General features: G+C 36.3%; 13 protein-coding genes and 1 riboswitch. Of the genes, 7 read left to right on the forward strand and 6 right to left on the reverse strand.

From position 1 onward, the window contains the following. Positions 1-211: 211 nt before the first annotated feature. Both yegS and fbaB read left to right on the forward strand, forming a co-directional pair. A complete protein-coding gene (yegS, locus tag C0T34_RS02460) occupies positions 212-1,105 on the forward strand; it encodes a lipid kinase YegS (protein ID WP_109849656.1) in 894 nt (297 codons plus the stop codon). A gap of 49 nt (positions 1,106-1,154) precedes the next feature. Then, positions 1,155-2,204 (forward strand): class I fructose-bisphosphate aldolase, encoded by a 1,050-nt coding sequence (gene fbaB, locus C0T34_RS02465; protein WP_098942475.1) that lies wholly within the window; start codon positions 1,155-1,157, stop codon positions 2,202-2,204. A gap of 63 nt (positions 2,205-2,267) precedes the next feature. Here the strand turns inward: fbaB and thiD are convergent, their stop codons facing one another. Beyond that, a complete protein-coding gene (gene thiD, locus C0T34_RS02470; RefSeq protein ID WP_109849657.1) occupies positions 2,268-3,065 on the reverse strand; it encodes a bifunctional hydroxymethylpyrimidine kinase/phosphomethylpyrimidine kinase in 798 nt (265 codons plus the stop codon). A 51-nt stretch (positions 3,066-3,116) separates the two neighbouring features. Next, positions 3,117-3,205: riboswitch (TPP riboswitch) on the reverse strand. Between the two features lie 834 nt (positions 3,206-4,039). Here thiD and pagP point away from each other — a divergent pair. After that, positions 4,040-4,675 carry a lipid IV(A) palmitoyltransferase PagP gene (gene pagP / locus C0T34_RS02475; protein WP_109849658.1) on the forward strand — a complete coding sequence of 212 codons (636 nt, stop codon included), beginning with the start codon at positions 4,040-4,042 and terminating at the stop codon, positions 4,673-4,675. 115 nt (positions 4,676-4,790) lie between these two features. On the opposite strand, the gene C0T34_RS02480 is transcribed toward pagP, so the two are convergent. Together C0T34_RS02480 and mgrB are read right to left on the reverse strand one after the other, a co-directional pair. After that, positions 4,791-6,173 (reverse strand): amino acid permease, encoded by a 1,383-nt coding sequence (locus C0T34_RS02480; protein WP_098942472.1) that lies wholly within the window; start codon positions 6,171-6,173, stop codon positions 4,791-4,793. A 149-nt stretch (positions 6,174-6,322) separates the two neighbouring features. Beyond that, positions 6,323-6,478, reverse strand: a complete 156-nt coding sequence (gene mgrB / locus C0T34_RS18285; protein ID WP_226892284.1) for a PhoP/PhoQ regulator MgrB — start codon at positions 6,476-6,478, stop codon at positions 6,323-6,325. Positions 6,479-6,838: 360 nt separating this feature from the next. Between mgrB and C0T34_RS02490 the strand changes: the two genes are divergently transcribed. The 3 genes from C0T34_RS02490 (at position 6,839) to brnQ (ending at position 9,808) form a co-directional block, all read left to right on the forward strand. Then, entirely contained in the window at positions 6,839-7,225 is a 387-nt protein-coding gene (locus C0T34_RS02490) for a helix-turn-helix domain-containing protein (RefSeq protein WP_006533085.1), read from the forward strand. 127 nt (positions 7,226-7,352) lie between these two features. Next, entirely contained in the window at positions 7,353-8,159 is an 807-nt protein-coding gene (gene yidA / locus C0T34_RS02495; protein WP_098942471.1) for a sugar-phosphatase, read from the forward strand. A 302-nt stretch (positions 8,160-8,461) separates the two neighbouring features. Further along, positions 8,462-9,808 (forward strand): branched-chain amino acid transport system II carrier protein, encoded by a 1,347-nt coding sequence (brnQ, locus tag C0T34_RS02500; RefSeq protein WP_098942470.1) that lies wholly within the window; start codon positions 8,462-8,464, stop codon positions 9,806-9,808. Positions 9,809-9,916: 108 nt separating this feature from the next. On the opposite strand, the gene C0T34_RS02505 is transcribed toward brnQ, so the two are convergent. Beyond that, positions 9,917-10,756: an N-acetylmuramoyl-L-alanine amidase gene (locus C0T34_RS02505; protein ID WP_098942469.1), complete on the reverse strand. Its 840-nt coding sequence runs from the start codon at positions 10,754-10,756 to the stop codon at positions 9,917-9,919. A 99-nt stretch (positions 10,757-10,855) separates the two neighbouring features. Then, the gene (locus C0T34_RS02510) at positions 10,856-12,328 is read right to left on the reverse strand and encodes a sodium:alanine symporter family protein (protein WP_088495266.1); all 1,473 of its coding nucleotides are present in this window, start codon (positions 12,326-12,328) and stop codon (positions 10,856-10,858) included. 1,343 nt (positions 12,329-13,671) lie between these two features. Between C0T34_RS02510 and C0T34_RS02515 the strand changes: the two genes are divergently transcribed. Further along, complete coding sequence (locus C0T34_RS02515) at positions 13,672-13,905, forward strand: DNA polymerase III subunit theta (RefSeq protein ID WP_075674064.1); 234 nt, start codon at positions 13,672-13,674, stop codon at positions 13,903-13,905. 103 nt (positions 13,906-14,008) lie between these two features. Here C0T34_RS02515 and yebF read toward each other — a convergent pair whose 3' ends face one another. Then, positions 14,009-14,398, reverse strand: a complete 390-nt coding sequence (yebF, locus tag C0T34_RS02520) for a protein YebF (RefSeq protein ID WP_075674065.1) — start codon at positions 14,396-14,398, stop codon at positions 14,009-14,011. Positions 14,399-14,484: the final 86 nt, after the last annotated feature.

Here is a 14,484-nt window from a genome sequence, read left to right on the forward strand (position 1 = left end):
TAAAGAACTAGAATGAATACAGTAAGACTAGGAACCACCTCCTTGGCAAATCCAATCTCCCTTGGATTTGCCTTTTCTTTTTTATACCCTTCTTAATAGCTCTCCTTTGCATACAGCTCATTCTCTTTTTCGTTATCATTTGTAAAAAAAATAGTAATTTTCTCGATATCCATTACCTTTAAAAGAGTGATTCAATTAAAGGGACTCATCAATGAGTAAAATTAGTTTGCTAATCATTAATGGAAAAAGCGCTGACAACAGCGCATTGAGAAAAGCGGTTTACCAATTACGTAACGAAGGTTTTAATCTCCAAGTAAGAGTGACTTGGGAATCCAGTGATATACGACGTTTTGTACAAGAAGCTATCGATATGCAAGCCGAAACGGTGATTGCCGCAGGAGGCGATGGCACGATTAATAGCGTTGTTTCTGAATTAATTCACCTCTCACCCTCATCTTTACCGACACTTGGCATTATTCCCTTAGGCACAGCAAATGATTTTGCCACCAGCGCACAAATTCCTCGTGATATGGAAAATGCACTTAACTTAGCCGTTAAAGGACGTGCAATACCTATTGATGTAATCGCCGTGAATAAGACCCACTATTTTATCAATATGGCATCAGGGGGCTTTGGAACCAAAATCACAACAGAAACGCCTGAAGCGTTAAAGTCTGCATTGGGCGGAGCCGCCTATTTTATTAATGGCCTTTTAAGTATCGATTCTTTAAAAGCGGATCACTGCACAATCGAAGCTGAAAATTTCCACTGGGAAGGAGAGTCTCTTATTTTGGCTGTCGGCAATGGCCGTCAAGCTGGCGGTGGACAAAAATTGTGTTCTGATGCCTTAATTAATGACAATAAACTTAATCTCACCATTGTTGAAGCTCATGAACTTCTCCCTTCAATTTTAAGTAGCATGTTTGATAGCAAAAAGAATGACAAGATAATCGAGCGAGAAAGTCGCTGGGTAAACATTAGCGCTTCTCATGAAATGATATTTAATTTAGATGGAGAACCCCTTTTAGGGGATAAATTTGAATTTATTGTGTTACCTGAAGCGATCCACTGCCGGTTACCGCCTCAATGTGACTTGTTATCTTAATGTAGATAAATGACAATCACTCTCATCTCATCATGAACTGGAGTATGTAATGACTGATATAGTAAGTTTGTTAGGTGCTGATGCGAAATCATTATTAGAACATCGTTGCCAAACCATCCCGAGCGAAAATCTCTACCTGCCAGGTTCTGACTTTGTTGATCGTGTTATGATTGATAACAATCGCCCTAATAGCGTGTTACGTTCAATGCAAACCCTGTTTAATCACGGGCGTTTAGCGGGAACGGGTTATCTGTCTATCCTACCTGTTGACCAAGGTGTGGAACACTCTGCCGCAGCCTCTTTTGCAGCAAACCCACTCTATTTTGATCCGAAAAATATTGTTGAGTTAGCGATTGAAGCGGGTTGTAACTGTGTTGCCTCTACTTATGGTGTTCTTGCTTCTGTTTCTCGTCGCTACGCACACAAAATCCCTTTTCTTGTGAAACTAAACCACAACGAAACCCTAAGCTACCCAGCGCAATATGACCAAACACTATATGCCAGTGTAGAACAAGCCTTTGAAATGGGTGCTGTTGCAGTGGGTGCGACCATTTACTTTGGTTCACAAGAAAGCCGTCGCCAAATTGAAGAGATCTCAATGGCCTTTGAACGTGCTCATGAATTAGGTATGGTCACTGTATTATGGGCTTATTTACGTAACCCAGCCTTTAAGAAAGATGGCGTTGATTACCATGCAAGTGCGGATTTAACCGGTCAGGCAAACCATTTAGCCGCTACAATTGGTGCTGATATCGTTAAACAAAAAATGGCTGAAAATAACGGTGGCTTTAAAGCGATTGGTTTTGGTCATACTGATGAGCGTGTTTACACAAAACTCACCACTGAAAACCCAATTGATTTAGTTCGCTACCAATTAGCAAACTGCTATATGGGCCGTGCGGGATTAATTAACTCTGGTGGTGCTTCAGGTAATAATGATCTTGAAGATGCTGTCCGTACTGCCGTTATTAACAAACGTGCGGGTGGTATGGGCTTGATCTTAGGACGTAAAGCATTCAAGAAGTCAATGAAAGATGGCGTTGCCCTAATTAATGCAGTACAAGATATTTATCTAAATAAATCTGTCACTATTGCTTAATTGATAGATTTAATGTGAAAGCCACTCAACTGAGTGGCTTTTTTAATGTTGTTGTAGGCAGCCTTACCACCAGCGATGAAAATGGTGTACCGGACCAAAACCTTGCCCAACCTCTAAACTGTCGGCATGTTCTAACGCTTGCTGTAAATAGATTTTTGCTTGTTCAACACAAGTTTGCCAATCAGAGACTTGAGGACGAATAGCAGCTAACGCGGCTGAAAGAGTACATCCTGTACCGTGAGTATTTTTCGTATTAACGCGTTTTGAAGTGAATCGCCACTCGCCATCTTGGGTAAATAACCAATCAGGACTTTCATTTTCAGTTAAATGCCCCCCTTTCATCAACACCGCTTTGCATCCTTGTTTTAGTAATGCATAACCTTGTTGCTTCATCGTTACTTCATCTTGAGCGACTTCACAACCTAGCAGTGTTGCTGCTTCAGGTAAATTGGGCGTGATCAAATCAACTAAAGGTAACAACTGATTGACCATTTTATTAACCGCATCTGGCTGCAATAGTGGATCACCACTTTTTGCAATCATTACGGTATCAAGTACAACAAAAGGAATGGCATATTGCTGAAGCTTGTCGCAAACCACATCAATAATCGCGACATTAGAGAGCATACCAATTTTGGCACTATCAATTCGAACATCAGATAAGACAGCATCTAATTGAGCGGCAACAAAATCGGGGGATAAATCATAGACACGACGAACACCACAGGTATTTTGAGCAACAAGTGCTGTTATTACTGTTGTGCCATAAACACCCAGTGCGGAAAATGTTTTCAGATCAGCCTGAATACCCGCACCACCACTAGGATCGGTGCCTGCGATAGACAATGCATTGAATCTCACTGATTAACTCCTCCTTTCACCAGTTACAGAAAAGTCGGGCTCTGTTAATCAGCAGAGTTACCTTGACTTCCCTACGCTGGCATTATCCAGATCAGGTTATACGGGTTCATCTCAGCCATAAGGCGCCCCGAGCCAAAGCCTGTAAATTCAGGCGATAAGGAGTATCGCACGCTCAAGATAAAGATGCTAGTAACCAGCGAGGATCGCCTTGTATATTATTTTTATCCGTTTTAACGATAATCGATATATTAATTGTCAGAAGAAGTAAATATGATAAATCACCAAATAAAATAACAGAATAAAATCAATGAGCTATAAATATTACGATATAAATCTTGATAAATTATTACTGGAGTAAAGACCGCGATACCCATCGGCTACTTATCATTAGCCAAGAAAAATTATCTCAATAATAAACAATATTTTTGTTTTAGGATAATCTGCACAAAAAATCGGCATTTCGCTAAACAAAACTTACACCACTTAAACGATTTATAAACCAACACAGAGTTTTTCTTTTTTTTATTTAACTCTTCTTATTCGTTACTCTATTATCCTGCTGGAAATTTATCTCTTTTGATAAGTTGATGTTATTGATATCGATATTTCAATTAAGTCATAAAAATAGATATTTTGTGGATTTTTTCTGTTGAAAATGACTAAGCCTAAATTATATCTTACAGGCCTTATTTATCAGTTATTTATTTAAAATCTAATAAAAACTTAATTTTTTATTAAAAACAATACATTATCATAAAAAAATAACAGCATTTAATATCAGACAAAATTACGTTCATAAGTACAATAAATCTATTTATTTTCTTCTTAACCGATTCTAATCCCTTAAGATTTTATTTAAGAAGTAAAGTTTCAGATACCTCTTATCTTAAATACTTGTCGATTAAATAACACTATTAGTAATGTTTATTTGTCATCACCAGAATCACTGTTTATGCCGTACTCGGAGTTATATTATGTCATCATCCTATTTTCACCCTAGCGTATTAGCCACAACGTTGTTTTCACTTACGTTAACAACTTCAGCTTTCGCTTCTGAAAATAATACAAATACCCATCAGATTATTACGACAGAAAACCAGCAAACCACTAGTAACGCGCCTCAACCTAATAATGAAGAGAGCTACTGGGGAAAATTTAAGCGTAATGTCAATCAAACTTGGGATAACGACCAATATAATTACTATTTACCGGTATGGACTTGGCATAACCGTTTTACTTACGATAGAGAAAAAACTAATCGCTATAACGAAACACCTTGGGGTTTTGGTATGGGTAAATATCGTTATGACAATGACGGTGATTGGCACTCTCTTTATGCGATGGCATTTATGGACTCAAATAACCGAGTGCAGCCTATTATGGGCTATGGTTTTGAAAAAATGTGGTATCCCGGTGATAAAGACGGGTTCCGTATGGGGGCAGGATTTACGCTAAGCATTACAGCGCGCCATGAATACAACTATATTCCTATGCCACTTCCTTTACCGTTAGTTTCTGTCGGCTACGGGCATCTTTCACTACAAGCGACCTATGTACCAGGCACTTATAACAACGGTAACGTATTATTTGCTTGGTTACGTTGGCAATAGTTTCCTTATTTTGTCTATCAGAATAAATGCAAGTAATAAAAATAGGATATAAAAAACGCATCATTTAGATGCGTTTTTCTTATTCAACAAAATGACTCAATCAATCTCTAATAACTTAAATATCTTGGCTTGCTTGAGTTCTATTAGGTGTTTTCTTCATACGGGAAATCTTAAATCCAACCCATAAGAGTGCAATCCAGAATGGCATTAAAATCACCGAAATATTCACTTGTGGCATAAATAAAATAATTACTAAAATCATGCATAAGAAAGCAAGGCAGATATAGTTACCATATGGATACCAAAGTGCTTTGAAGAAAGGCTCTACACCCTCTTTGTTTTTTGCGGCTCTGAATTTTAAATTTGCCAAACAGATCATAATCCAGTTAAGCACTAACGTGGTTACAACCAATGCCATTAATAGCTCTAACGCCTGATTCGGTAATAAGTAGTTAACTAAAATACCTAATGAAGTCGCAATTGCAGATAACAGTAACGACACAACTGGCACACCGCGTTTATTAATGCGAGAAAGTGCATGTGGTGCATTACCTTGTTTAGCCAAACCATAAAGCATACGACTATTAGAATAAACACCGCTGTTATAAACAGACAGTGCAGCTGTTAATACTACAGCATTTAAAATATTCGCGATTAGGAAATTATCCAAGTTATGGAAAATCAGAACGAATGGGCTTTCACCTTTAACAACTTGAGTCCAAGGATAAAGTGAAAGTAACACTAATAACGAACCGATATAGAAAATTAAAATACGATAAACAACTTGGTTAGTCGCCTTCGGGATACTGACTTTTGGATTTTCAGCTTCAGCAGCGGTGATCCCCACCAGCTCAAGTCCACCAAAAGAGAACATAACAATGGCTAATGCAGACATAAAGCCCGTAAAACCATGAGGGAAAAAGCCTAGCTCCCATAAATTACTGACAGAAGCTTGAGGGCCACCATTACCACTCGCCAATAAGTAGCTTCCAAACAAAATCATCCCGACAATCGCTAATACTTTAATAATGGCAAACCAAAACTCTGTTTCACCATACATTTTCACGTTAATCAGATTAATTAAGTTGATTGCCACAAAGAAGATAGCAACGGAAACCCAAACAGGAATATCGGGTAACCAATAGTTAATATATTTACCTGCCGCGGTTAATTCTGCCATACCGACAAGAATAAACATCACCCAGTAGTTCCAACCAGATAAGAAGCCTGCAAATGGGCTCCAATATTTATTAGCAAAATGACTAAACGAACCCGCAACTGGCTCTTCGGCAACCATTTCGCCTAATTGGCGCATGATCATAAACGCAATAAAACCACCAATAGCATATCCTAAGATAACTGATGGACCTGTCATATTAATTGTTTGCGCTATACCAAGAAACAGACCAGCGCCGACAGCACCACCCAGCGCAATCAGCTGGATATGTCGATTTTTCAGACCGCGCTTAAGTTCTGTCTGTTGCGACTCTCTCGCCATACATCCTCTTCTCTTTATTATTTTATCAACTTAAAGTGTAAACTAATATTTACGATTTTGTTTATTTCAAGCCACCATTAAAACACTATTCTGACTTGAATAACAAATACATTTTATGCTAGGCGAAAAATAATAAGAAAAGCTATCTTTTAGTGGTGTTTAGAGGGGAATAATGTGGTAAAGCGACAAAGACCTTGTTGGAAATCCTCTCCACGATCGCAAAAATTATCTAAAGCCACAAGATAGAGGCCAAAGGTAATGGCTAATGCAATAATTAAGCTAATAATTATTTTCTTTGCGTTCAATTTAAAATCCTTTAAATACATTTTGTTAGTATGACTTATCACATTATAAGCATTCGCTTAAATACGATAACAAGACAGGGAGTTGTTGTTATAAAATCCGCAATCAATTATCTCTATGAGTAAATTTAGCATAACTTTCATTACGAAAGGTAAACGCTTCCTCGACAGACTTCAGATAATTTGCATTATTTCGCTCTAAACTGTATGCAAAATGGTCTTATATTATTCTAAGTACACATTTTGCCAACGATTAGAGATAGCTATCCATTAATATGGGTTTCTCTGTCTGCCATTTTTTGTATAAGATTAGGGAGTTAATTTTGATTTTTACCTTAACTTCATTGATAGAATGGAACTGTAATGCCACAAGATAATCATCTCGCATTGGTTTGCGCGTTAAGTAAATGGATTGAGGAGCATTTAGGCCGTGTTATCCATCTTGAAGAGTTGGCGGCTTATTCTGGATATTCTCTTTGGCACATGCAAAAAATATTTAAAGAAGTCACGGGCACCTCTTTAGGAAAGTATATCCGTCAGCGTAGATTAGCTGGCGCTATTCATTTATTACGCACCAGTGAGCGCTCTATCTTCGATATCGCCCTTGATTTCGGTTTTGGTTCACAATCTCACTTTACTTATATGTTCCGTAAAGAGTATGGCATCACGCCTTTCGATTTTCGGCAAAATCAAGAGATCGTTTTAGAAACCAAACAGCCTTTACACTTACAATCACCTTGTTGTGATTAACCCTTCCATTTATGTGGCATTATGCAGATAGCCTTTAATGTCACATAAATAATACTCAAGCTATGTGATGATAGACCGCTTCGCCCTTCCTTTATCATGATTGCTTTTATTTAATATGGGGATGCTAATGAGTATTAAGCTTATCGCTATTGATTTAGATGGAACCTTGCTCAACAAACAACACGAAATTACGCCAGAAGTAAAACAAGCAGTCCAGCGAGCAAAAGAGGCAGGAGTTAAGATTGTATTAGCTTCAGGACGCTCCTTTAATGGCATCTCTCCCTATTTAAAAATACTCGGCCTTAATTCTTCTGATTGTTACTGTATCAGCAATAATGGTAGCCAAATCCATCAAGCAGATAACGGTGAAGTGATTATTCAAGATCTGCTTAATTTCGAGGATTACCTCTATTTTGAAAACCTTGCTCGTGAAATAGGCGTTCATTTTCACGTTATTAGTGACAATAAGATTTATACCACCAATAGTCATATTAGCCATTTCACCTGCCAAGAAGCCTTTTTATCTTGGACACCGCTTTATTATCGTCCATTAAATGAAATGCAAACAGATATGTATTTTAGTAAGTTTATGATTGTTGATGCCCCTGCCGTTTTAGATAATGCCATTCAATATCTTCCTACTAATATTTATGAACAATACAGCATATTACGTAGTGCTCCTTATTTTATTGAAGTGTTGAACACCAATGTCAATAAAGGGAGTGCGGTTCAAAAAGTAGCTGAACATTTAAAAATTACACCAGAAAAAATCATGTGTATTGGTGATCAAGGTAATGATTTAGCAATGCTGAAATATGCAGGTTTAGGTGTTGCGATGGGAAATGCCCCTGAAGAAGTGAAGAAAGTCGCTAAATTCGTCACACTTTCTAATGAAGAGCACGGTGTTGCAATCGCTATAAATAAATTTATTTAAACACGATCTTTTTTGTGTTTTATCGTGAATGTCTACAAAATTATATAGCAATTGTGATCCTTAGCAGAGGATCACACTGCTTTTCGACCAAAAATATAGCCTTTTATTATTCTATAATTGCTGTTAAATAAGCGTTAAATCTGCCTTTCTTCTTACATATCCTTCAGAATTTGTTACTATCAATTCACTTTTCGTTATTCAAACTGCATTTTCACAACATATTAAGCTGTTAATTAGGCTAGATGTAGAATAACAAATATAAATCATTTATATATTTTCTTCACAGACAGGTAGTTTAAGTTATGCTTTCTACAAAAGATATGCTCGTTCTTGGAATGATGGTTTTTGCACTCTTCCTTGGTGCCGGCAATATTATTTTTCCCCCTATGGCGGGTTTTCAATCGGGAAACCTCTGGTTTAGTACATCTTTAGGTTTCCTTGTTACCGGTGTCTTACTCCCTTTCCTAACCTTAGTTATTGTTGCAATTCGCGGACGTGGTGAGCGTCTTTCTGTTGATTTGCCTTCATGGGTTGCCGTTATTTTCTGGGTAGCACTGTATCTTATCGTAGGCTCTACTTTTGCAATGCCTCGTGTCACCAATACCGCTTATGAAATGGGTTTCTTACCTTTAGGGCTTATTGAGAAAAATACGGCAACACACCTTACTTTTGCACTTATTTTCAATATCACTAGTATGTTCTTCATGCTAAAACAAGGTACCATGATCAGCGCCATTGGTAAGTTTATGACTCCGGCACTGTTAGTCCTACTGGTGGTTGTAGGTATTGCTGTTGTGGCTAAACCGATTTCCCCAATTGGTGAGCCAACAGGCCTTTATGCTGTTAATGGTTTCTTCTCTGGCTTTATTGATGGCTACCAAACCATGGATGTCCTTTCTGCTATGGCGTTCGGTGGTATCGTTGCTCGTGCTTTATATACCAAAGGTATTACTGAACCACGCCAAATCGGTTTTATTACCGTAAAAGCCGGCATGATTTCAGTTTTACTGTTAGCTGCACTTTATCTGTGCCTTTTCTACTTAGGTGCGACAAGCCACTCTGTTTCAGTCTTTGCTGATCCTGCACTCAATGCCACTAACGGTGGTCAAATTTTCTCACGTTATGTTGATGCACTATTTGGCTCTGTGGGGACTTGGTTGATGGGCGGTATTGTTTTATTAGCCAGTATGACAACACTTGTGGGTGTAACAAGTGCCGCAGCAGACTACTTTGCGACATTCCATCATCGTTTAGGCTATCGTTTCTGGGTTGTGGTATTTACATTAATGACCACAATCGTATCAACATTTGGTCTTGATACATTATTACGGGTGACTATTCCTGCGTTATTAATGATTTATCCAACATCAGTCACCTTGGTATTGCTGCAATTTATTCGTAATAAATTAAAAGCACCTCGCTTTACCTATCGCTTTACCATTGCAATCATCGTCTTAATGAGCCTTTTCGACACATTGAAACAATTGAAGTGGTTAAATGCTGATTTACTACAATTATTTAGCTATATTCCACTTTCTGATTATGGTTTAGGCTGGGTATTACCAGGTGCGATTGCATTCGTCATTTCTCTGGTTGTTAGCTTAAACCTTAAAGAAGAAAACCTTCCAGTAGGAAATACAGCGAAATAATCAGCATATAACACCTAATTTGTAATGCTGATTGTAAGTTGATAAAAAAGCGTCTACCAAATTTCATATTGGAGGCGCTTTTTTCTTGTCTAATTATCACAGAAAAATTTAAGTCCGATATTTTTCAATCAATGCCCTTAAAATCGATTCTGATTGGGCATCAGGGATCCCATTCGCTTTCGTTGATCTAAAATGCATTTGGAAGGCCTTCACGACTTTTTGTGCATTATTATCTAACACACCATTTGTTGGTGTTTGATAACCATATTGCTGTAATAACTTTTGAAAATTTGCCACATCAACAGGCTCTGAAGGATCTCTATCTGCTAAATAAGTTCGCACTAATTCCTTATCAGGCCAAGCACCTATTCCTTGGTTTGCTAATCTTTCCCAAGGGAATAAAGGGCCCGGATCAACTTTTCTTTGAGGTGCAATATCGCTGTGACCTAAAACGTTTTGAGGCTCGATATCATAACGTTCAATAATATCTTTCATCACTACTGACAGAGTCACGATTTGATCTGCGGTATAAGAATACCAATACCTAAACTTACCATTATCACGGTAACCCAGATTGACTATCTCAATTCCAATGGAGCAATTATTCAGGCTAGTCGCATCTCCCCACTGGCTAATGCCCGCATGCCATGCGACTTGTCTTTCATCCACTAATGAAGTGATCACTGGTTTTCCGTCAATAGATAAAGGATGTGTGGGGATCAAATAATGACTACTGACTCGCCCCCCAGTAAGAACTTTCAGTGAGCGTTCATCATCTAGCGCGGTATAGTGCATCACCAGATATTTTACACAGTCATTAGCTTCCTGCTTATTAGGAATAACTTTAACTATATATTCACCTCTATCAATAAATTCTGGTTGCTTGGCACAACTGGTTAAGAGACTTATTACAATAAGTAATCCTATGTAATACCAACTAGACCTCATTTCTGATCCTTGATTTAATATTCCCAAAGTTAAATTGTAATAAAAAAACCCATATTAAAGAATATGGGTTATGTGCTTTGACGCTTTTTTATTATTACTTTAGTTATTGCCCACTTTTTCACATCGAACTAAAGGCTCATCAGGAACAATATTCTCATCCCAAATCCCTTCTTCAATATCATCTTGCAACTCTGGATATTGACGAATATCAAATGTAGGTAGTAAACCGGCTTGTCGTTGCTGGTTATAATCTTTAACTAATTTTAAGGCGACACCAGAAAGCAAGATGATTGCGATTAAATTAGTCATTGCCATTAATCCCATTGAGAGATCGGCCATTTTCCAAACAAGAGGCATATCTGCTAAAGCGCCAAACATCACCATAGCTAAAGCTGCTGAACGTAAAAGAAATAGTCCTGTTGTATGATTACGTCCAAGGAAAATCATATTACTTTCAGCATAAGCATAATTAGCAATAATAGAGGTAAAAGCGAAGAAGAAAATGGCAATTGCAATAAAAGTACTCCCCCAACCTCCCACACTAGATGACAATGCCAATTGTGTTAATTGAATACCGTTAATGCCTTCCGGATAACTATCGAGTACACCTGATGATAAAATAATCACCGCAGTAGCACTACAAATAACCAAGGTATCCATAAAAACACCTAGCATTTGAATATAGCCTTGAGATGCTGGATGTGGTGGATAAGGTGTTGCTGAAGCTGCAGCGTTAGGTGCCGATCCCATACCTGCTTCATTAGAAAATAAACCGCGCTGAATGCCTTGTGTCATCGCTTGGCTAATACCGTAAGCAATTGCACCCGCTGCAGCTTCCTGTAATCCAAAAGCACTTTTAAAAATTAAAATGAAAACTTCAGGTAAGCGCTCAATATGATCTGCAACAACCCAAAAAGCTAATAATAAATAAGCCGTTGCCATAATAGGAACAACTAACTCAGCAACTCGTGCAATCCAACGCAGGCCACCAAAGATAATAAATCCGCTGGTTAGTACTAAAAAAATTCCCACATAGAGTGGATCAAAATTAAAGGCGGAAGCTGTGGCTTGAGCAATAGAATTGGCTTGAACAGCATTAAAAACTAAACCGAAGGCGATAATCAAGAAAATGGCGAAGAGAACACCCATCCAGCGCATTTTCAGTCCTTTAGTCATATAATAAGCAGGACCACCACGGTAATTACCATCATCATCTTTTGTTTTATAAAGTTGCGCGAGCGTACTTTCTATTAATGATGTCGCCATACCTATTAAAGCAACGACCCACATCCAAAAAATAGCGCCAGGGCCACCTGCTGTTAAAGCAATCGCGACTCCGGTCAAGTTTCCAGTACCTACACGCGCAGCTAAACTGGTGCATAATGCCTGAAAGGAAGAGATCCCTGATTTATCTGACTTGTGGCTATTTTTTAAAATAGAGAACATATGACTAAAATGTCGGATTTGTATAAATCCAGTACGGATAGTAAAGTAAATACCTACTCCAAGAAGTAAGTAGATAAGAACATATCCCCATAAAATGTTATTCGCAAAGTTTATTAGCCCTGTCAAATTAATCCCCTTATATAATAACGTATATAACCTATCCTTACATCGCTATTGAAATAAAAAAACAAGCAGATATCGTGTAATTGAGTCAATTACTAAATCGAATCCGTCTTAAAGTAATATCAAAGATTACTGTGTGAAAAGCGAACTAAATGTAACACAATATTGTGTGACATGTATATTTTTTGTTTATTTTTTTACATGTTATTATTTTATTTTAATTATCTCGTTAACTAAAATAAACAATATTGCAAAATAAAAAAACCATACATATCATTAGGATAAATAATTATTTTTTTATTTTATTAACTTGAAAAAGTAAAGTAAACTCTTTAGTCATTAAGTTAATCAGTCATTTTAGAAAAAAAATAAACAGATTAAAAAATCATCAATTAATAACCTTTTCTATTTATCTAAAATAAGATTTAAATGAACTACTAAAGTCATTAATTAAAGTATTTTTTAATATCTAATTTAACATTTTGATAATTAACATTTAAGAAATAAAGATTTTTACAACAATTAACAATAAATATTTTATATTGTCGCATTAATAAAATGCTTTAATATTAATAAGATATTAAGATTAGATAAAAAATAAACTTTGCATTTTTATTTTATCACACGACTCTAATGCATTAATTCTAACATGGTTTGTTATCTTAGATTTTTAAGAAGGCTGTTGATTAGTTTCTCTTCTCTTTTTTATTCACTTACTATTCATTAATAATACTCTTCTTCTTTGAACATTAATTAAAGTTTAATAACACTTTATTTCATATTAATAAAAAAATGTAGAATCACGTAAGTTTACCTATTAACCATTTGGTTAATTTTATTTATACTATGTTTTTCCCTGGTGTTGTATTAATTTTCGCCCTGTTTCCCCAACAGGGCATTTTTTTATCCCAATATTTCAGAGTCTTATCATAACTCTTTGTCAAACAATACAAAATAAAAACATATGAAACATCCAATTGATAAATTAACATTATTTACCTATTTTCAATGCAAAATCCTTCATTCTTTTCATTGATCTAAATCAAATTAAACATTCGTATTATTTACTCTTTTCATAGGCAAACTGCTTTTTTCTCTATTTTAGAATCTATTTAATAAGGGTTGAAAATGTTTGTTTTATCATTAGCCTTATTTGAATTACCCACAAAGTGGTATAACAATTAAAAAGGAATAAGATTTTATTGTTATATTTAATGACCTTGATTAAAAATCGACCCAAATAAAGTACATCATTTTTACTACACATTAATGACTAATATCTTTATTTGCTTGCATTAATAAGCATGCTCTTTTACCTTACTTATATCGTTACAGAGGGATAAATAATGGGTTATAACCTTTCAGAATTGACACAAGAAGAAAAAGATAAGCTAAATATAAGTTTAGCTGCTTCAGGCGTCGCTTTTAAAGAACGCTATAACATGCCCGTTGTAGCAGATGCTGTTTTAAGAGAACAACCTCAAGCTTTTCATGCTTTCTTTCAAGAAAGGCTGGTATTTTATCGTGCAAGAAGCCAACACTATTCTCGTTTACCTTATGAACCACAGGTAAAAAAATAGTCAAACATTCTCCGTGATTTTGATAATGGTAAAAAAAAGAGATAAACCTAGGTTTATCTCTTTTTTTTCAATAGATTAACTAAAACTTACTATCGTCTATCTATTATTTAGGAGAAACATAAGTAATAGTATTGTCATCACAATTGACTTGAACATTGTAACGAAGATCTGTTCTCGCTCCTCTTACATTCAATACCATCTGATAGTTATTATCCATCTTGATAACTTCATTGGCATTAATACTTGCAACAGGTTTTGAGCCTAATGCATTTTTATCATCTTGCCAGCGAGGTAAACGATTTTGTAGATAATCATTTTTTACTCTCGTAACAAGTTGATTATTATCTAAATTAACGCAACTCGCAAAGGGAGCGGAACGCACAATATCTTTATTAACCTTTTCGATACTTTCTGCAGATGCTCCAAAAGAAACAGCAAGTAAAAGACCTGCTCCAAGTATCCCTGTTTGACCAATAAACTTGCTTAATTTCATATAACCTCCCGAAAATATCCTTTAAAACAGGATGTGTTTTCATTAAGCATAGCACATGGTCAATAACACAATTGTGACATTTGTTA

The organism is Proteus sp. CA142267, assembly GCF_003336825.1.
GTDB classification, from domain to species: domain Bacteria; phylum Pseudomonadota; class Gammaproteobacteria; order Enterobacterales; family Enterobacteriaceae; genus Proteus; species Proteus terrae.